Source organism: Pseudarthrobacter sp. NamE2, assembly GCF_005796205.1.
In the GTDB taxonomy this organism is placed as follows: Bacteria; Actinomycetota; Actinomycetes; order Actinomycetales; family Micrococcaceae; genus Arthrobacter.
Window position 1 is genome coordinate 1 of sequence record NZ_VAHN01000007.1, and the last position, 18519, is coordinate 18519.

The window sequence follows — 18519 nt, forward strand, 5'->3', positions numbered from 1 at the left end:
AATGGCCGCCCCGATGCCGGCCATCACACCGCAGCCCAGCAGGCCAACAGCGGCAGCATCAACATCAGGATCGACCTTGGTGCACTGCCCGGCGGCGACCAGCGTCTTTTCCGCGAACGCGCCAATACCCAGGGCGGGAGAGAGTTCGGTGCCGTCCTCCAAGGTCATCTTCCGGGTGGCGTTGTGCGTGTTGAAGCAGTACTGCGGCTGGCCCTTGGCACAGGCACGGCACTGCCCGCACACGGCACGCCAGTTCAGGATCACCCGATCACCGGGAGCCACGGAAGTAACGTCAGGGCCCACGGCGCTGACCACGCCCGTGGCCTCATGGCCCAGCAGGTAGGGAAAGTCGTTGCCGATGCCGCCCTGCTTGTAATGCAGGTCCGTGTGGCAGACGCCGCAGGTGAGAATGTCCACCAGCGCCTCGCCCGGACCCGGATCCGGCACCAGGATCGTCTCCAACGAAACCGGCGCGTCCTTCTCCCGGACGATGACTGCTTGGACTTTGTGCACCATTGTTCTCGTGTTCCTTTCCTGGTTCCGGTGAGTCGGCAAACCACATGCCAATCTAGTCGACCCGCCGCAGCAGGAGCGCCATCCCGCAATTGCGTATTACACAACACGGTGCGCATGACGCTTACTGGAAAATATGACAGTGGCCACACTCCACTGTCAATAGAAGAGTGATCGTGACGGCCGGGTCCGCTGCTTTAGCCGGACAAAAACAGCGGCAGTAGGCTGGATGGCATGTCCTCGAAAGAACCGCCTGCCGAACGGCGCGAGATCACCGTACGCCGGGCCCCCAAGTATGTGCCCTTCCTGGTCCTCGGGGCGCTGGTGGGCATCGCGGCCGCGGCAGTGGTGGCATATGCGCTTCCGGGAAGCGAAAGCTTCGACAGGGGTGCCGTGTTCGGATTCTTCATGGTGATGCTCGCCGGCGCCGGCGCAATCCTGGGCGCCGTGCTCGCACTGATCCTGGACCGTCGAAGCGTCAAGCGCCGGCAGCGTGCGGTGGTGGAATCCGTGCCGGACACCGAACCGGACACCGACCCCCAGTCATAAAGCCGCAACCGGGAAAAGCCATACCCCATATCGTGCGATAATCGATCAGTGGCACGCGGCGATGGAAAACTTTCCCATGACCTTCTTCCCGGCGAAAAAGGACCCCAGGATGCCTGTGGCGTCTTCGGCGTCTGGGCACCGGGCGAAGAAGTAGCAAAACTCACCTATTACGGGCTGTACGCACTGCAGCACCGCGGTCAGGAGTCGGCTGGCATCGCCACCAGCGACGGCAAGCGGATCAACGTCTACAAGGACATGGGCCTGGTGTCCCAGGTCTTCGACGAGACCACCCTGAACACCCTCACCGGGCACCTGGCTGTGGGGCACTGCCGCTACTCCACCACCGGAGCCAGCCACTGGGCCAACGCCCAGCCCACCCTGGGCGCCACCAGCACCGGTACCGTGGCTTTGGCGCACAACGGCAACCTGACCAACACCGCCGAACTGAATGCGATGATCCACGAGCGCAATGGCGGCCAGCTCACCGGTGAGATGAAGCAGGGCAACACCTCGGACACTGCCCTGGTCACCGCGCTGCTGGAGGGCGAGCCGGGCAGGACCCTGGAAGAGACCGCCACCGAGCTCCTGCCCAAGATCAAGGGCGGCTTCTGCTTCGTCTTCATGGATGAAGGCACCCTCTACGCGGCACGCGACACCTTCGGCATCCGCCCGCTGGTCCTCGGCCGCCTGGACCGCGGCTGGGTTGTGGCCTCGGAGCAGTCCGCCCTCGCTACCGTGGGCGCAAGCTTCATCCGCGAGATCGAGCCCGGAGAGTTCATCGCAATCGACGAACAGGGTGTGCGGTCCAAGCGCTTCGCTGAACCGACGCCGGCCGGCTGCGTTTTCGAGTACGTTTACCTGGCCCGTCCTGACGCCGCCATTGCCGGCCGTTCCGTATACGAGTCCCGGGTGGAGATGGGCCGCCAGCTCGCCCGCGAAAACACGCACGCGGCGGACATCGTCATTCCCGTCCCGGAATCCGGAACGCCCGCCGCGGTGGGCTACGCCGAGGAGTCCGGCATCCCCTTCGCCCACGGCTTCGTCAAAAACTCGTACGTGGGCCGTACCTTCATCCAGCCTTCGCAGACGCTGCGCCAGCTGGGTATCCGCCTCAAGCTCAACGCCCTCGAGTCCGTCATTCGCGGCAAGCGCGTGGTAGTGGTGGACGATTCCATCGTCCGCGGCAACACCCAGCGGGCCATCGTCCGGATGCTCCGGGAAGCCGGCGCCTCAGAGGTCCATGTCAAGATTTCCTCGCCGCCGGTGCAGTGGCCCTGCTTCTACGGCATCGACTTCGCCTCCCGCGCCGAGCTCATTGCCAACGGCGCCACCATCGACGAGATCTCCCAGGCGATCGGCGCCGACTCGCTGGCCTACATCTCCGAGGACGGCATGATCGGCGCCACCCGCCAGCCGCGGGAACGCCTCTGCACCGCGTGCTTCACAGGCAAGTACCCCATCAAGCTGCCGGACGCCGACAAGCTCGGGAAGAACCTGCTCGAGCGCACGGATCTCGGCGGACTGAAGCCCTCGCCGTCCGCGCTGCCCGGTGAGACCGCCGCTTTGGCCGTGGACCCGCAGGAGGACCCTGCGGAAAAGTCCGGCGCCACAGGTTGCGATCCCGGACCGGACTCCGAATTCGAAAACCTGCTCACCGAGGCAGACCTCGTGCCCGACGTACATGCCGCCGCCAGCGCTGACAAGAAAGAGTCCCTATGACTTCCGCCAACACCGCCGCCGGTTCCGCATCGGAGAAGGCGGGCATCACCTACGCCTCCGCAGGCGTCGACGTCGAAGCCGGGGACCTCGCCGTCGAACTCATGAAGGATGCCGTCAAGGCAACCCACAACTCCTCCGTCATCGGCGGGGTGGGCGGCTTCGCGGGCCTGTACGACGTCTCCCGGCTGCTGACGTACAAGAAGCCGCTGCTGGCCACCTCCACTGACGGCGTCGGCACCAAGGTGGCCATCGCCCAGGCCATGGACATCCACGACACCATCGGCTTCGACCTGGTGGGCATGGTGGTGGACGACATCGTGGTGGTGGGTGCCGAGCCGCTGTACATGACCGACTACATTGCCTGCGGCAAGGTGGTTCCGGAGCGCATCGCCGGCATCGTCCGCGGCATCGCGTCCGCCTGCTCCGTGGCCGGCACCGCCCTGGTGGGCGGCGAAACCGCAGAGCACCCCGGCCTGCTGGGCGAGCACGAGTACGACGTCGCCGGCGCAGCTACCGGCGTCGTCGAAGCCGACGCCCTCCTGGGACCGGACCGCGTCCGCGCCGGCGACGTCGTCATCGGCATGGCCTCCTCCGGCCTGCACTCCAACGGCTACTCCCTGGTCCGCCGCGTGATCAACCATGCAGGCTGGGCGCTGGACCGCCAGGTCTCCGAACTCGGCCGCACCCTGGGCGAGGAGCTGCTTGAGCCCACCCGGGTTTACGCCGCCGACTGCCTGGACCTGGCCCGTGCTTTCCCGGTCACGGGTGATGCCGCGGTGCACGGCTTCAGCCACGTCACCGGCGGCGGCCTGGCTGCAAACCTGGCCCGCGTCCTGCCGCAGGGCCTGGTGGCAACCGTGGACCGCGCCACATGGGAACTGCCCGCAATCTTCAAGCTGGTGTCCGAGCTGGGCAACGTCCCGCTGGCCGACCTGGAACGCACCCTCAACCTGGGTGTGGGCATGGTGGCCATCGTGTCCCCCGAAGCCGCGGATGCCGCCGTCGCACGTTTGAATGACCGCGGCCTGCCGTCCTGGGTCATGGGCACGGTCACCGGGGACTCGGATGCGATCCTCAGGTCCGGCCCGGACTACGTCCAGGGCGCCAAGGGCGTGGACGGCGGCGCTGTCCGCCTGGTCAACGCCTACGCCTGAACCTCCATCGGCTGCTCCGCACTTGACGTATTGACGTACGGCAGGTGCGGAGCACCCGTTTAAGCGGGCAACTGGATGAGGCCCAGGATGCCGCCCTGCGGATCCCTGATGGTGGCAGGGCCCTCCCCGTCGGGCTCCACGAGCACCTCGCCGCCGCCCGCTACGGCAGCCTCGACCGCTGCCCGGAGGTCGGCAACACCAAAGTAGATCTGCCAGCCCGCCGCTTCACCTGCTTCGGCAGGGACAACGCCGGCCACCTCCCTGCCGCCGGTGATCAGCGCGGTGTAGCTGCCGCCGTCGTCCTGCGGATACTCGGTGACCTCGTGTCCGAAAAGCTGCTGGAAAAATCCGACGGCGGCCTGCGGCTCAGGCGTGGCAAGTTCCACCCAGGCCAGGGCACCGGGCTCGTTGGACAGCCGGCTGCCCCCGTGCGTTCCGGCCTGGCAGAGGCCGGTGGTGCCGCCGCCGGGCGGAGCGATGAAAGCGAGGGTGCCGGTGTCCGCCACACGCTCGGGTCCGAACTCCACGGTTCCCTGTGCGTAGGCGGTTTCCTCCACCAGGGCCCCGGCGTCCGCTGCAGCGAGGTAGACGTTCCACTGCCCCGGAGCCCGTGCCTTTCCCTGCGCCGGATTCTGCGGGGCGATGACCGATACCAGGTGGCCGTCCGTGAACGCCTGGGCGTAAACCTGCCCGTCGGGGGTGGGAAAGTCCCGGTAGGTCCAGTCGAACAGCCTGCCGTAAAAGTCCTTCGCTGCGGCAACATCGGGCGTTTGCAGGTCGGCCCGGCACGGTTCGCCGTGGCTGTATCCCATGATCTCTGGCATGCCATCAACGCTAGCAAGCCTTGTGGCGCCGGCACCCGGAAGGCAGAATGTCGCACAGACTGCCAGCAGCGGGATGATCGGGAACGGAAATCGGATGGCCGGCCGGATTGACATTGATGGGCACCCCACGTGGGTGGCGGACCTGGGCGGCAGCGGAGCTCCGCTGCTCCTGCTGCACGGAGGCATGGGGAACAGCGACGACCTCCTCAACGGCATCGGGCCGGAACTTTCCAGCCACTACCGGGTCATCGCCTTCGACCGGCGGGGACACGGCTATACCGCGGATACGGATGCCGACTTCCACTACGAGGACATGGCCGCCGAAACCGTGCGGGTGCTCGAAACTCTGGTGGACGGTCCGGCCCACCTGGTGGGTTGGAGCGACGGCGGCATCGTGGCCCTCCTGGTTGCCCTGCGCCGGCCTGACCTGGTGGACAAGCTGGTGGTCATCGGCACCAACTACCATGTGGACGGCAACCTTCCCTTGGAGATGGAGCCGGACGCCGGCGAGGCGCAGGTCCTGGCTGCAGCCTATGCCGAGCGGTCACCGGACGGACCGGAACACTTTGACGCGGTCATGCAGAAGAGCCTCCGGCTGATCAGCACCGAACCGACCCTTACGACGGTGGACATCGCCAGGATTACCAAGCCGGTACTGGTGGTCTCCGGCGATGACGACATCGTGGCCCTCCCCCACACGGTCTCGCTGTATGAAGCGCTGCCGGAAGGCCAGCTGGCCGTGGTACCCGGAGCGTCCCACCTGCTTCCGCTGGAACAGCCATCCACGCTCACCGGCCTCATCCTTCCGTTCCTGGGCGCTGACGGGCCGCCGCAGACCATGATGCCCGTCCGCCGCAAACGGTGACGTCCGGGGAGGGCCACCATTCCGACGCCCCCGGCCCCGCTTGGTAGCATGGGGCGACTCTTCCCCTTGCCTCGAAATGATGTATCCATGCCTGCTGCCATCCCGGTCCGGAACCCCTGCCTCCCAGGCAGGACGGCACCGTGACGGCACTGACAGAGGCAGCCCCGGCGGCCCTCCGGCGGCCGGCTCCCGGGCTCCTGCTTGCCAGCCAGCTCATCTTCAACATCGGGTTCTTCGCGGTTGTGCCGTTCCTTGCCCTGGTCATGAGCCGGGACTTCGGGATGACCGCCACGGCCGTCGGAGTGGTCCTGGGTGCCCGCGTCTTCAGCCAGCAGGGGCTCTTCCTCGTCGGCGGCATGGTCACCGACCGGTGGGGAGCCCGCGGCGCCATGCTGGTGGGCTGCCTGGTCCGGGTCTCCGGGTACCTCACCCTGGCCTTGGCGGACAGCTTTCCGCTCTTCCTCCTGGGTGCCGTCCTCACGGGGATGGGCGGCGCCTTGTTCTCCCCCGCACTGGAATCTCTGGTTGGCATGGCGGAAGAACGACGGCGGGACACCGGAGGGAAGTCCCCCACGCTTTTCGCACTGCTCAGCATCTGCGGCGAGATCGGCGCAGTGGCCGGCCCCTTGGTGGGCGCCCTGCTGCTCGGCGTCTCGTTCACATCCGCCGCGCTGGCGGGCGCAGCCGTTTTCACAGTGATGACAGGTGTCCTGTGGAGCTTCGTGCCGGCCGGGACACACCGGGACCCGCTGGCTGCTGACGGTGGACCTGCACCGGAAGCGGCACGACCGGCGGTGCGTGAAGGCCTGTCCGCCATGCTGCAGAACAAGCGTTTCCTCGCCTTTGCGGGCCTCTACAGCCTGAACCTGCTGGCGTACAACCAGCTCTACTTCGGCTTGCCGGTAGAGCTGGCCCGCAGCGGCGGCGGGCCCGGGGCCCTGGCAGGACTGTTCGCCGTCGCATCCGTCCTGACGGTTGCCCTGCAGTGGCCTGCATCCCGCCTGATGGGCCGGCTCGGTCCAGGGCGGGCCTTGATGGCCGGCTTCACGCTCCAGTCCCTGGCGTTCGCAGCCATGGCGTGTCTGGCCCCACTTGCCCCGCCCGCGACGGCACCCCTGCTCCCGCCGCTGCTGTTCGTCGCGGGCCTCTGCCTCGGCCACATGTGCGTGGTGCCGGTGGCGATGTCGCTTGTCCTGGACTTCTCCCGCGGACGGCCATCAGGGATTTACTATGGCCTCCTGGCCAGCGCCGGCGGCTGTGCCGTGTTGCTGGGGAACACCGTCCTCGGGCCGCTCTACGCAGATGCTGCGGTTCCGGGTCCTGCCGCCCTATGGCCGTGGACCCTCATGGCGGTACTCCTGGCAGTGCCCGCCGTCGGGCTGCCCCGCCTGCTGCGCACGCCCGTTTGACCTGGGACGCCGCTCGGTTCGGCACAACACCGGGGGACACCAAAAGCCCGTTGCCGGCATCCACATGATGCCGGCAACGGGCTTCCGCGCATAAGTCAGGCCCTGAATCTCAATCAGGGTGCCACAAATGAAGCTTTGCACCAGCGTCAGGACGGCGCGGATTTATACCGCTGGATCCATCAGTGCTGCTGCGTCACAGGGCTGCCAGCGCCCGGCATGGCAGCTTGCGACAACTAGCCGATGCGACGGGAATCTACCTCGTCGTCGTCGTCTTCCAAATCATCCGCGTACTTGTCCACGTAAGCCGAATAGTCCGGCTCAGCCGGTTCATTCGCGTAATGGCTCGTGGCACGACTCGACGGGCCCGTCAGCTCGCGCTGAAGTGCCGAATAGTCAGTGTTCGGGGAGTAGTACTTGATGTCCCGAGCCTGCTTAGTAGCTTTTGCCTTTTGACGGCCGCGCCCCATGGCGTGACCCCCTTTTGTACTTGGACCGGAGGTGGTCACCTTTGGCGATGGTGAGGCCCCGGAATGATTGGTCAATTTGTCGTACACCTAGATTACATGCTTTCGCGGTGCCCTGCTTGCCAGACGCGGCCCCCAGGGGTGGTCTGCGCTACCATTCCACCGCTCCACCCGCGAGTTTTCGGCTTTTTTCTTCGGTAGAGTCGCTTAAGCAACTGCTGAAACTGGACGGCTGACCGGCTGCCCACCCCGGACAGAACGCAGGAGGATGCACCGCCGTGAACCACCAGGACGTCCCGCCCAAGCCTGGCACTCCGCCCACTTCCGGCCTTCCCCAGGTTCCTGCCGCGCAGGCCCCGGACCACGGCCGTGCTCACGGCCACGCCCCCGCGCAGGGGCCCGCCCCGGCATCCGTAACCTGGTCCCAGCCGCGGCCCCAGGCGGAACGCGGACCGTCGCGGAAGCTGCCGGCAACAACCCGGCGGACGCTCTGGAAGGCGCTGTTCGCCGTCGTACTTCTGGCAGTGATTGCCGGCCTTGTGTGGCTCGCCCTCTGGCTGAACAGCAGCCCGGGCTCATCGGGGGACGACGACGGCGCCGCCGGGGTTCTTGAAACCACCGCCGCTCCGCGCGCTACACCACTGCCCCTGCCGCGCGACGGCGTGCAGCCCGCCGATTACGCGCTGGGGGACTGCTTTGCCGACTTCGACCCTGAGGCGCTGGCCTCCAGGCTGGTCCCCTGCGACACGGGGCATTCGGCCCAGCTGGTGGCCGTTTTCCGGTACCCGGAGTCCGAGGACTACCCCGGCGCAGAAGCGCTTAAGGCGAAGGCCCTGGAAGCCTGCCAGGCGGCACGGCTGGGGCCGGCGGCCAACGAGTACCAGCTGAACTACCAGCGCAGCTTCCCCAGCAGCACCAGCTGGGAGTCCGGGGACCGCAGGGTGGACTGCTACGTGACCGCATCCGGCGGCAACGTCATAAAAGCAAGCGTGCTGCCCTGACGGCATATCCGCCAGGACAGCACGCAGTGGGTACCGGGCGTTAGCCCTTCCGCTTCACCGACAGGCCGGAGGTCAGTGCCCCGGTCAGGGCGTCAACGTCAGCCCCATCCAGCTCGCCGTCCGGCGCCGTGTCCACCAGAACGGTGTCGCCGTCGCTGATGCCGCCGGCCAGGATGGCCTTGGCCAGCCGGTCCCCGATCTCGCGCTGCACCAGGCGGCGCAGCGGCCGGGCGCCATACGCGGGGTCGAAGCCGGAGATGGCGAGCCATTCCTTCGCAGCGTCCGTGACGTCCAGGGTGAGCCGGCGTTCGTGCAGCCGGCGGCCCAGGTCGGCAACGTGCAGGTCCACGATCCGGGAGAGCTCCTCCACGCTCAGGGCATCGAACAGCACCACCTCGTCCAGCCGGTTCAGGAACTCGGGCTTGAAGGACGCATTGACCGTGGCCATGACGGCGTTCCGCTTGGCCTCCGCATCCAGCGACTGGTCCACCAGGAACTGGCTGCCCAGGTTGGACGTCAGCACCAGGATCACGTTGCGGAAGTCCACGGTGCGGCCCTGGCCGTCGGTGAGTCGGCCGTCGTCGAGCACCTGCAGGAGGATGTCGAAGACCTCGGGGTGGGCCTTCTCCACCTCGTCCAGCAGCACCACGGAGTAGGGCCGGCGCCGGACGGCCTCGGTGAGCTGGCCGCCCTCCTCGTAGCCCACGTATCCCGGAGGCGCGCCCACCAGCCGGGCCACGGAGTGCTTCTCGCCGTACTCGGACATGTCGATCCGCACCATGGCGCGCTCGTCGTCGAACAGGAAGTCCGCGAGCGCCTTGGCCAGCTCCGTCTTACCCACGCCGGTGGGGCCCAGGAAGAGGAACGAACCGGTGGGCCGGTTGGGATCGCTGATGCCCGCACGGGCACGGCGGACGGCATCGGACACTGCCGTGACGGCTTTCATCTGGCCAATCAGGCGCTTGCCGAGTTCTTCCTCCATGTGGAGCAGCTTCTGGCTCTCGCCCTGCAGCATGCGCCCGGCGGGAATACCGGTCCACGCGGAGATGACCTCGGCGATGTCGTTCGCGGTAACTTCCTCGGCCACCATTTGCGCGGACTTGTCCGTCACGGCGGCCTCTGCTTCCGCCGCGGCGTTCAGCTCGCGCTCCAGCGCCGGGATCTCCCCGTAGAGGATGCGCGAGGCGGTTTCGAGGTCGCCTTCACGCTGGGCCTTGTCAGCGGCGCTGCGCAGCTCGTCCAGCTTCGCCTTCAGGTCGCCCACCCGGTTCAGGCCGGCTTTCTCGGCCTCCCAGCGGGCGTTGAGTGCGGCGAGTTCCTCCTCCTTGTCCGCCTTGTCCGCACGGAGCGCGGCAAGCCGTTCCACGGAGGCCACATCGGTTTCGCCTTCCAGGGCCAGCTCTTCCATGGTGAGCCGGTCCACGGCGCGGCGGAGCTGGTCGATCTCCTCCGGGGCGGAGTCGATCTCCATGCGGAGCCGGGACGCGGCCTCGTCCACGAGGTCGATGGCCTTGTCCGGCAGCTGCCGGCCCGAGATGTAGCGGTTGGACAGCGTAGCCGCGGCCACCAGGGCGGAGTCGGCGATGGACACCTTGTGGTGCGCCTCGTAGCGCTCCTTGAGGCCACGGAGGATGCCGATGGTGTCCTCGACACTTGGCTCGCCCACGTACACCTGCTGGAAGCGGCGTTCGAGGGCCGCATCCTTCTCGATGTTTTCGCGGTACTCATCAAGCGTGGTGGCACCAATCAGCCGGAGCTCGCCGCGGGCCAGCATGGGCTTGAGCATGTTGCCCGCGTCCATGGAGGAATCTCCGGTGGCGCCGGCGCCCACCACGGTGTGGATCTCATCGATGAAAGTGACGATCTGGCCTTCGGAGCCCTTGATCTCCTCAAGCACCGCCTTCAGCCGCTCCTCGAACTCTCCGCGGTACTTCGCGCCGGCCACCATGGAGCCGAGGTCCAGGGAGATGAGCGTCTTGCCGCGCAGGCTTTCCGGGACGTCGCCCGCGACCATGCGCTGCGCCAGCCCTTCCACCACAGCGGTCTTGCCAACGCCCGGCTCGCCAATCAGCACCGGGTTGTTCTTGGTGCGGCGGCTCAGGACCTGGACCACGCGCCGGATTTCGGAGTCGCGGCCGATCACCGGGTCAAGCTTGCCGGCCCGGGCCATCGCGGTGAGGTCCGTGCCAAACTTCTCCAGCGACTGGAAGGTGTTTTCCGGGTCCGGGCTGGTGACCTTCCTGTCACCGCGGACACCCGGCAGGGCGGCGAGGAGCGCCTCGCGGGAGGCGCCGGCGTCACGCAGCAGGCGTCCGGCAGCGTCGCTTCCGGCAGAGAGGCCCAGCAGGAGGACCTCGGTGGAGACGAAGGTGTCGCCCAGCCGGTCGGCTTCCTCCTTGGCGTTCTGGATGGCCTGCAGGGCGGGCCGGGAAAGCTGCGCCTGCTGGCTGGATCCGCCGGAGGTGGCGGGCAGGGCCTTGATGGCGCTGCTTGCCTGCACGCTGACGGCATCGGGATCGGCGCCGGTGGCGCGGAGAAGCGCGACGGCGACGCCCTCGCGCTGGTCCATCAGCGCCTTGAGCAGGTGGGCGGGTTCAACCTGCGGGTTGCCTGCCGTGGAGGCGTTCATGGCCGCAGCCGAAAGAGCCTCCTGGCTCTTGGTGGTGAATTTGACGTCCAAAGAGAGCTCCTTTCAGGGGCAGTTTGTCTAAGTTGAGTCTACTACGCTCAACTTTGCTTTGGTGCGGTTTATTTCCTGCCCGAGCCCCCTGTTTGCCCACGGCGAACACGGGTCCGGTTGTTCCCTTGCCTGCCTGATGCCCCTAGGATCGGACGCGTGACCGGGGAGGACGGTTCCGCCGGCGCACTCGAGACGGGACAGGAAATGAAAAAGTTTGTTGTTCTCTACATCGCAGACCAGCCAGCGCAGGCCCAGATGGCGGAAAGCTCGCCCGAGGCCGCCCAGGAGGGGATGAAGGCCTGGATGGAGTGGGCCGGCCGCGCGGGCGACGGCATCGTGGACATGGGCAGCCCGCTGGGCACCGGCAAGGAAGTCACCGCCAGCGGCTCCTCGGAAGCTTCCACCGGGGTTGCCGGCTACGGCATCCTGCAGGCCGAGGACCTGGCCGGTGCCGAGGCGCTGCTGGACGGGCATCCGCACCTGATGATGCCGGGCGCCAGCATCCAGGTGTACGAGACCCTGGACCTCCCGGGCATGTAACCCCCAGGAGTTTTTGTCCAGATATGCAGGGTTAAGCGGCCCGGAAGTCGGCATACCTGGACAAAAACTCAGGCCTCGTAGACGGAGACGGCGGCGGCCTTCACCACGAAGTGCACCGTCATCCCCGGGACCAGGCCCAGGTCCGCCGAGGCGGCGGGCGTGATGTCCGCGGCGAGCCCGCCCGCGCGGACCCGGATCTGGTCGCCGTGCGGTTCCAGGTCCGTGATGGACACCGGGAAGGAGTTCCGTGGACTGCCGTGCGCGTCCGTGAGGAACACGGAAACGGCCGACGGCGGGAACACGGCCACGCCGGGACCGCCCGGCCCGTGCCGGGGGCCGGCTTCCTCAAGGTGGCCGGCCACTTCCCTGCCGCGGCCCGTCCGGATGCCGTCCTTTGTCAGTGTTCCCGGCATGAAGTTCAGCCCGGCGAGCCCGGCTGCGAACGGGCTGCGGGGCTGCTCCAGCACCCGGCGGGTGGGACCGTGCTCAACCACCTTTCCGCCGTCCAGGATCAGCACCCGGTCCGCGAGCATCAGCGCATCCAGCACATCGTGGGTGACGATGACCGCCTGCCGTTCGGCGAGGACACGCTTAAGCAGGCGGCGGAGAAGCGGCGCGGAATGGATGTCCAGGGCCGCCATGGGTTCGTCCAACAGCAGGAGCGCGGGATCGGTGGCGAGCGCCCGGGCCACCGCGACGCGCTGGGCCTGCCCGCCGGACAGTTCCGCCGGGCGCCGCCTGGCAAGATCCAAGGCCTCCACTTCCGCCAGCCAGCGTTCCGCCTCCCGGTTTGCAGCTTTCCGGGGTACGCCGGCGCTGCGCGGGCCGAACGCCACGTTGTCCAGGGCCGTCAGGTGTGGAAACAACAGGGGTTCCTGCGCGAGCAGAGCGGTTCCGCGCCGGTGCGGGGGCGTCCACCGGCTGCTGTTGCCGCCCAGGTGGAAGATGGTGCGTCCGTTGAGTTCGGCGCGGCCGCCGTCCGGCTTGAGCAGGCCGGCGATGCTGGAGAGCAACGTGGACTTGCCGGCGCCGTTGGGTCCCATGACGGCGACGGTTTCGCCCGCTGCCAGGCTCATGGTGACGTCGAAACCCCGCTCAGCCAGGGCTGCCTGGTAGGAGAACGTCACGGAACCGTCCCTCCGGGCGCGGCGGACGCCGTCGCGCGTTCCGTGGAGGCCTGGCGCACTCCCCTGCCCGCCGGGCGCCGGTACGCAAGCGCCACCACGGCAACCGCAACCGCCACCAGGACCAGGGACAGTGCGACGGCGGCGTCCGGGTCAGTCTCCCGCTGCAGATAGATTTCCAGCGGCAGGGTCCGGGTCACCCCCTGCAGGCTGCCCGCGAACGTGAGGGTGGCACCAAACTCGCCCAGGCTCCGGGCAAAGGAGAGCACCGCACCGGACGCCAGCCCGGGCAGCATCAGCGGCAGCGTAACGCGGCGGAACACCACGCCGGGCGGGGCGCCAAGCGTCGCGGCCACGGCCTCGTACCGCTGCCCGCCCGTCCGCACGGCCCCTTCAAGGCTGACCACCAGGAACGGCAGCGCAACGAAGGTCTGGGCCAGCACCACCGCGGTGGTGGAAAAGGCGATCTGGAGTCCCAGCACTTCCAGCGTGCCGCCCAGCAGGCCCTGCCGCCCGAAAGTGTAGAGCAATGCAATGCCCCCGACGACGGGCGGCAGCACCAGCGGCAGCAGCACCAGGGAGCGGAGCAGCCCCTGCAACGGGAACCTCCCCCGGGCAAGGACCAGGGCCAGCGGCACACCCAGGACGATGCACAGCAGGGTGCTGGCGACAGACGTCCGCAGGCTCAGGCCCAGGGCGGACAGCGCCGACTCTGACGTGACCAGCGGCAGGAAGTCAACCCAGTTGACCCTGGCCACGATGGCGGCCAAGGGCAGGACCACCACCAGGGCGGCCAGGACCGCCAGGCCGTAGAGCCAGCGCGGAAGGCCGGTGTAGGTCCGGGTGTTCACTTTCTCCCGGCCCCGAAACCGGCCCCGGCAAGGACAGACTGGCCTTCGGCCCCGGTCACCAGGTTTAGGAACGCGCGGGCCGCTTCCTTGTCCTGCGCGCCGGCCAGGACGGTGATGGGGTAGCTGTTGACTGCGGCACCGGCCTCGGGGAACGGGACGCTTTCCACCTTGTCCCCGGCGGACCTCACGTCCGTGACGTAGACCAGGCCGGCGTCAGCTTCTCCAGAGATGACCTTGCCCAGGACGTCTGTAACAGAGTTTTCCTCGCTGACGGGCTTCAGGACCGTCCCCTGCCGTTCCGCTATGGTGGCGGCAGCAGCGCCGCACGGCACCTGCCGGGCACAGACCACCACCCGGGTGCCGCCCTTGGCCAGGTCTGCGAAGGAGCTGATACCTGCGAAATTGCCGGCCGGGACAGCGATCGCCAGGGTGTTGGTGGCGAAGACAGCCGGTTCGCCGTCCGCGAGTCCGGCGTCCGCCACCTTGCCCATGTTCCTGGTGTCGGCAGCGGCGAACACATCCGCCGGAGCGCCCTGGCCGATCTGCGTCGCCAGGTCCGATGAGCCCGCAAAGTTCAGGACGACCTTTGTGCCGGGATGCTGCGCCTCGTAGGTTTCGGCCAGCTCAGTGAAGCTGGATTTCAGCGAGGCGGCTGCGAAGACGGTCAGCGTTTTTTCTGTGCCTCCAGCCGCGGGGTTGGTGCTGGAGTTTGCACAGCCGCTGAGGCCTGCCGCGAGCGCAATGGCCGCCAGGAGGATTCCGGTTGCCCGTTTCATGGCGCGCCCTTTCCCTGCGGGGTTTCGATAATGACGGTGGTGGCCTTGACCACGGCAGTGGCCACCGAGCCCGGTTCCAGCCTCATTTCCCGTACGGCCTCGCTGCTCATCAGCGACACCACCCGGAAGGGGCCGCATTGCAGCTCCACCTGCGCCATCACCTTGTCTGCGGTGATGCCGGTGACCAGCCCTACGAACCTGTTGCGCGCCGAGCTGCCCGAGCGGTGCGGGTCTTCGGGCAACTGGGCCAGCTTTTGTGCATGCAGGGCCAGTTCAAGGCCGTCGACGGCGAGCCGGCCGGACTCATCCCGGAGCGGGGTAAGGGAGCCGTTGTCCGTCCAGCGCCGGACGGTATCGTCACTGACGCCGAGGAACCGGGCCGCCTCGGAAACGCGGATGATGGTCATTTCCCCACTATAGGACGCAGATGCGGTTCTATCCGCGCTGTTCTTCCGCTTTTCCGAATGTGACTGTTTATTGGTGGCGCCGCCGGCTATGCATGTGCAGCACTACACTTCCTCCATGGCCATTTACATCGACCCGCCTTTATGGCCTGCGCACGGAACGCATTTTTCCCATCTGGTTTCGGACACCTCGCGGGAAGAGCTGCACGCCTTTGCGGCCGCGCAGGGGATCCCGGAGCGGGCCTTCGACGGCGACCACTACGACGTGCCGGAGCGCCGGGTCGAGGAACTGGTGGCAGCGGGCGCCGTTCCCGTCGAAGCCCGCATGCTGGTCCGGAAGCTCATCGCCAGCGGCCTCCGCATCCCTGCACGGCAGCGCAACAAGGCGCTCAAGGTGCCGCTGCAGCTGCGGTGGGAAGCCATCATGCCCGGCCACGACGCCCTTTTCCTCGAACTCCTGGACCGCTGGGCGGAGCCGCACCGGCGCTACCACGGCTGCACCCACCTGCTCTCCGTGCTCGAATCCCTGGACCTGCTCACCGAACCGGCGGACCCGCCCCGGACCGTGCTCCTGGCGGCCTGGTTCCATGATGCCGTCTACCAGGGAATCCCGGGGCAGGATGAGGAGGAGTCAGCCCGGCTTGCGGAGGACCGCCTGCATGCCGCCGGACTGCCACCGGGGGACGTGGCTGAGGTGACGCGGCTTGTCCGGCTGACGAGCCACCACCGTCCCGACGAAGGGGACGGCGACGGCGCCCTCCTCTGCGACGCCGACCTCTCCGTCCTTGGCGGGGACCCGGACGAATACGCCCGCTACCTTTCCGCCGTCCGCCAGGATTATGCGCACGTGGGTGACGCCGACTTCGCAGCCGGACGCGCCGCCGTCGTACGCCGCCTGCTGGACCTCACCCCGCTCTTCCACACCGGGCGGGCAAAGGAACTGTGGCAGGACGCCGCGCACCGAAACCTGCTGGGGGAGCTGGCATGAACGTCCCCCTGTCCAAGAACGTGCACGTGCATTCCGCGAGCGCTGCGCACTGGCAGCTTCCCTACACGGTCCGGCTGGAGTGGGGGCTCGACGGCGCCCTGACGGTGGCTCCCAGGGCGGACCTTGCGGTGGTGGTGGACGTCCTTTCCTTCAGCACGTGCGTCAGCGTCGCCCTTGACCGCGGAGCCGAGGTGTTTCCCTACTCGTGGAAGGACACCAGCGCCGAGGAGTTCGCCGCACGGCACGGGGCAGAGCTGGCCGGTCCCCGCGACGGTGGCGGGCTGAGCCTCTCTCCTGCAAGCCTGCGTGCCGCGGAGTCCCTGGACCGGGTGGTGCTCCCCTCTCCAAACGGCTCCGCTTTGTGCCACGTGCTGGCCGGCGAGGTGCCGCTGGTGGCCGCAGTGTGCCTGCGCAATGCGGCAGCCACGGCAGAGTGGGCGGCAGCCAACCTTGCCGACGACGCGGTGGTCGCCGTTGTGGCGGCCGGTGAACGCTGGCCGGACGGGAACCTTCGCCCTGCCGTGGAGGACCAGATCGGGGCCGGCGCGTTCATTGCCGGGCTGATGGCTGCGGGGAAGGGCGGCTATGAGGCGGAGGACGGCCGGCACGGCTACTCCCCGGAGGCGGTTGCGGCAGCGGCGGTCTTCGAGGCCGCGGAGCCGCGCCTGCGCGGGATGCTGCACGGCTGTTCCAGCGGGCAGGAGCTTGCCGGTGGGGGCTACGCGGAGGACGTGGACATCGCCGCTGAACTGGACGACAGCGATTCCGTGGCCATCCTGGTGAACGGAGCGTTCAGCCCCCGCTGACGTTTCACGTCATTGCCTTCGGCGGGCGGACACGAATTTGGAGCGGCGGTCTGCCGGTCAGCGGTACACGGACACGAACGGCGCGCTGGTGGGCACAATCTTCTTGCCCAGCGGCATCAGGGACACCGGGATGAGCTTGAGGTTGGCGATGGCCAGCGGGATGCCGATGATGGTGACGGCCATGGCGAAGGCCGTTACCACGTGGCCGATGGCGATCCAGATCCCGGCAACGAGCAGCCAGATCACGTTGCCCAGCAGCGGGAAGACGCCCGTCCCTCCCGGCTTGTCCACCACCGTGCGGCCAAAGGGCCAGAGCGTATAGGCGGCAATCCGGAACGAGGCGATGCCCCACGGGATGGTGATGATGAGCAGGCAGCAGATCACACCGGCCACGGAGTAACCGAGGGCGAGCCAGAACCCGCCGAAAACCAGCCAGATGATGTTGAGCAGCGTCTTCATCCACCCATTGTCCCTTCAGGGGTCCGACAATAACGGTCGGGGAATCCCCTGAACGGACCCTGAGCCGCGGGTACCTGCCGGCGGGGCCTCTTCTGTCAGGCCGTGGCGCGAGACTTCGCGGCATGCACGAATGCGCGGATCTTCGCCAGGTCCTTGACGCCGCGGGAGGCCTCCACGCCGGAGGAAACATCGACACCCCAAGCGTGGGCCATCACGGACGCGTTGGCCACGTTATCGGGGTTAAGCCCGCCGGCCAGCAGCCAGTGGCGGCCCTGGAGTTCCAGCACGTCCGCCATCGAGGCGTAATCCCAGTCCTCCCCGGAGCCCGGCACGGCTGCATCGATCAGGAGCAGGTCCTCACCCCAGTCCTCGAACTCTTCCCGCGGGGAACCCATGGTGACGGCCCTGATCAACTTCATGCCGGCATCGTGCACGGTGGCCACGTCCTCCCGCGAGCGGCTGCCGTGCAACTGGATCCACTCCAGCCCCGCCGCGCGGGCTATCGCTACGGCGTCTGCCACCGGCTCGTGGCGGAACACGCCAATGGGGGAAACCCTGTCCGGGACGTCCGCCAGGAGCGCGGAGACTTGGTTGGGCGTGACCACCCGGGGACTGGCGGTGAGGACAAAACCTACGGCGTCCGCTCCGGATTCCACCGCTTCACGGACCGAATCGGGCGTGCTCAGACCACACACTTTGACGAACATTCCCGGCTCCTTCAGGCTGTTTTCGTGTTGACCCCCCGGAGGAGATTAGCAGGCACCGGCCTATCCCGCGACGGGTGAGGGGTTACGGGGAACTAGGCTGGGCTGATGCAGATCATCCGCTTCGCAGACCTTCCGGCAGAGCCGTGGCGCAACGGCGGCGGAGCCACCCGCCAGGTGGCCGGCCGCGCCTCCGCGGACGGCTCCGGCTGGGACTGGCGCGTGAGCATCGCGGACGTCACCAGGGCCGGGGACTTTTCGTGTTTCCCCGGGATGGAGCGGCTCCTGACGGTGGTGGAAGGCGACCTCCTGCTGCTCACCATCGAGGGAGCCGAACGTCCCGTGGAAAAGCACCGGCCTTTCCGGTTCGACGGCGGTGCGGCCACGGCTGCCAGGCTCCCCACGGGCGATATCCGGTACCTCAACGTGATCACCAGGGCCGGCGCGTACAAGGCCTACACGTCCGTCATCGAACTGTCGAAAAAACGCGCCCATCCGTTGTGGGCCGGCCAGTTAGGGGTCTTTTTGCAGGGGCAGGTTACGGTTTCAGACGACGCCAGTGGCCAGGAAGCGCTTGCACGCTATGACGCCGTTGTCGGTTCGGATGACACCACCCCGGAGGTATTGGGTCGGGGTTTCCTGGCCGTGGTCTCCATCGATCCCGTGGAGGACTAGTTCCGGAACGGGAC

General features: G+C 67.7%; 20 protein-coding genes. 10 read left to right on the plus strand and 10 right to left on the minus strand.

Annotated features, from left to right (window positions below):
- Nucleotides 1-516: alcohol dehydrogenase catalytic domain-containing protein (locus FDW83_RS09740; RefSeq protein ID WP_171027525.1), on the minus strand; the 516-nt coding region annotated here is incomplete at its 3' end.
- 231 nt (nt 517-747) lie between these two features.
- Between FDW83_RS09740 and FDW83_RS09745 the strand changes: the two genes are divergently transcribed.
- From FDW83_RS09745 to purM, 3 genes are read left to right on the plus strand one after another with little or no spacing between them, the layout of a single operon-like run.
- The gene (locus FDW83_RS09745) at nt 748-1062 is read left to right on the plus strand and encodes a hypothetical protein (protein WP_138137898.1); all 315 of its coding nucleotides are present in this window, start codon (nt 748-750) and stop codon (nt 1060-1062) included.
- A gap of 48 nt (nt 1063-1110) precedes the next feature.
- Nucleotides 1111-2781: an amidophosphoribosyltransferase gene (purF, locus tag FDW83_RS09750; protein WP_138137899.1), complete on the plus strand. Its 1671-nt coding sequence runs from the start codon at nt 1111-1113 to the stop codon at nt 2779-2781.
- Nucleotides 2778-3935, plus strand: coding sequence for a phosphoribosylformylglycinamidine cyclo-ligase (gene purM, locus FDW83_RS09755; RefSeq protein WP_138137900.1), 1158 nt, complete (start codon nt 2778-2780; stop codon nt 3933-3935). Before purF ends, purM begins: the two co-directional genes overlap by 4 nt.
- A 59-nt stretch (nt 3936-3994) precedes the next feature.
- Here purM and FDW83_RS09760 read toward each other — a convergent pair whose 3' ends face one another.
- Nucleotides 3995-4759, minus strand: a complete 765-nt coding sequence (locus FDW83_RS09760; protein ID WP_138137901.1) for a VOC family protein — start codon at nt 4757-4759, stop codon at nt 3995-3997.
- Between the two features lie 94 nt (nt 4760-4853).
- On the opposite strand from FDW83_RS09760, the gene FDW83_RS09765 reads away from it, so the two are divergent.
- Nucleotides 4854-5624, plus strand: a complete 771-nt coding sequence (locus FDW83_RS09765) for an alpha/beta fold hydrolase (protein ID WP_138137902.1) — start codon at nt 4854-4856, stop codon at nt 5622-5624.
- 140 nt (nt 5625-5764) lie between these two features.
- Entirely contained in the window at nt 5765-7033 is a 1269-nt protein-coding gene (locus tag FDW83_RS09770; RefSeq protein WP_138137903.1) for an MFS transporter, read from the plus strand.
- Nucleotides 7034-7266: 233 nt separating this feature from the next.
- Here FDW83_RS09770 and FDW83_RS09775 read toward each other — a convergent pair whose 3' ends face one another.
- On the minus strand, nt 7267-7500 hold the full coding sequence (locus FDW83_RS09775; RefSeq protein ID WP_138137904.1) for a DUF3073 domain-containing protein: 234 nt from the start codon (nt 7498-7500) through the stop codon (nt 7267-7269).
- Nucleotides 7501-7775: 275 nt separating this feature from the next.
- On the opposite strand from FDW83_RS09775, the gene FDW83_RS09780 reads away from it, so the two are divergent.
- Nucleotides 7776-8498 carry a septum formation family protein gene (locus tag FDW83_RS09780; RefSeq protein ID WP_138137905.1) on the plus strand — a complete coding sequence of 241 codons (723 nt, stop codon included), beginning with the start codon at nt 7776-7778 and terminating at the stop codon, nt 8496-8498.
- 40 nt (nt 8499-8538) lie between these two features.
- On the opposite strand, the gene clpB is transcribed toward FDW83_RS09780, so the two are convergent.
- Entirely contained in the window at nt 8539-11178 is a 2640-nt protein-coding gene (clpB, locus tag FDW83_RS09785) for an ATP-dependent chaperone ClpB (protein WP_138137906.1), read from the minus strand.
- A 156-nt stretch (nt 11179-11334) separates the two neighbouring features.
- On the opposite strand from clpB, the gene FDW83_RS09790 reads away from it, so the two are divergent.
- A complete protein-coding gene (locus tag FDW83_RS09790; protein ID WP_138137907.1) occupies nt 11335-11718 on the plus strand; it encodes a hypothetical protein in 384 nt (127 codons plus the stop codon).
- A 68-nt stretch (nt 11719-11786) separates the two neighbouring features.
- Here FDW83_RS09790 and FDW83_RS09795 read toward each other — a convergent pair whose 3' ends face one another.
- Genes FDW83_RS09795 through FDW83_RS09810 form a run of 4 tightly spaced genes read right to left on the minus strand, consistent with a single transcriptional unit; the run spans nt 11787 to nt 14876 of the window.
- Nucleotides 11787-12845, minus strand: coding sequence for a sulfate/molybdate ABC transporter ATP-binding protein (locus tag FDW83_RS09795; protein ID WP_138137908.1), 1059 nt, complete (start codon nt 12843-12845; stop codon nt 11787-11789).
- The gene (locus FDW83_RS09800; protein WP_138137909.1) at nt 12842-13693 is read right to left on the minus strand and encodes an ABC transporter permease; all 852 of its coding nucleotides are present in this window, start codon (nt 13691-13693) and stop codon (nt 12842-12844) included. The genes FDW83_RS09795 and FDW83_RS09800 overlap by 4 nt, the downstream gene beginning before the upstream one ends.
- On the minus strand, nt 13690-14469 hold the full coding sequence (modA, locus tag FDW83_RS09805; protein WP_138137910.1) for a molybdate ABC transporter substrate-binding protein: 780 nt from the start codon (nt 14467-14469) through the stop codon (nt 13690-13692). Before modA ends, FDW83_RS09800 begins: the two co-directional genes overlap by 4 nt.
- Nucleotides 14466-14876, minus strand: a complete 411-nt coding sequence (locus FDW83_RS09810; protein ID WP_138137911.1) for a molybdopterin-binding protein — start codon at nt 14874-14876, stop codon at nt 14466-14468. The genes modA and FDW83_RS09810 overlap by 4 nt, the downstream gene beginning before the upstream one ends.
- Nucleotides 14877-14991: 115 nt before the next feature.
- Here FDW83_RS09810 and FDW83_RS09815 point away from each other — a divergent pair, with 115 nt between their 5' ends.
- Both FDW83_RS09815 and FDW83_RS09820 read left to right on the plus strand, forming a co-directional pair.
- Nucleotides 14992-15861 carry a DUF4031 domain-containing protein gene (locus tag FDW83_RS09815; RefSeq protein WP_138137912.1) on the plus strand — a complete coding sequence of 290 codons (870 nt, stop codon included), beginning with the start codon at nt 14992-14994 and terminating at the stop codon, nt 15859-15861.
- Nucleotides 15858-16667 carry a 2-phosphosulfolactate phosphatase gene (locus tag FDW83_RS09820; protein ID WP_138137913.1) on the plus strand — a complete coding sequence of 270 codons (810 nt, stop codon included), beginning with the start codon at nt 15858-15860 and terminating at the stop codon, nt 16665-16667. Before FDW83_RS09815 ends, FDW83_RS09820 begins: the two co-directional genes overlap by 4 nt.
- Nucleotides 16668-16724: 57 nt before the next feature.
- Here the strand turns inward: FDW83_RS09820 and FDW83_RS09825 are convergent, their stop codons facing one another.
- Both FDW83_RS09825 and FDW83_RS09830 read right to left on the minus strand, forming a co-directional pair.
- Complete coding sequence (locus FDW83_RS09825; RefSeq protein WP_138137914.1) at nt 16725-17126, minus strand: YccF domain-containing protein; 402 nt, start codon at nt 17124-17126, stop codon at nt 16725-16727.
- 95 nt (nt 17127-17221) lie between these two features.
- Nucleotides 17222-17833, minus strand: coding sequence for a phosphoribosylanthranilate isomerase (locus FDW83_RS09830; RefSeq protein ID WP_138137915.1), 612 nt, complete (start codon nt 17831-17833; stop codon nt 17222-17224).
- Between the two features lie 105 nt (nt 17834-17938).
- Between FDW83_RS09830 and FDW83_RS09835 the strand changes: the two genes are divergently transcribed.
- A complete protein-coding gene (locus FDW83_RS09835) occupies nt 17939-18505 on the plus strand; it encodes a HutD family protein (RefSeq protein WP_138137916.1) in 567 nt (188 codons plus the stop codon).
- The last annotated feature ends 14 nt before the right edge of the window (nt 18506-18519 follow it).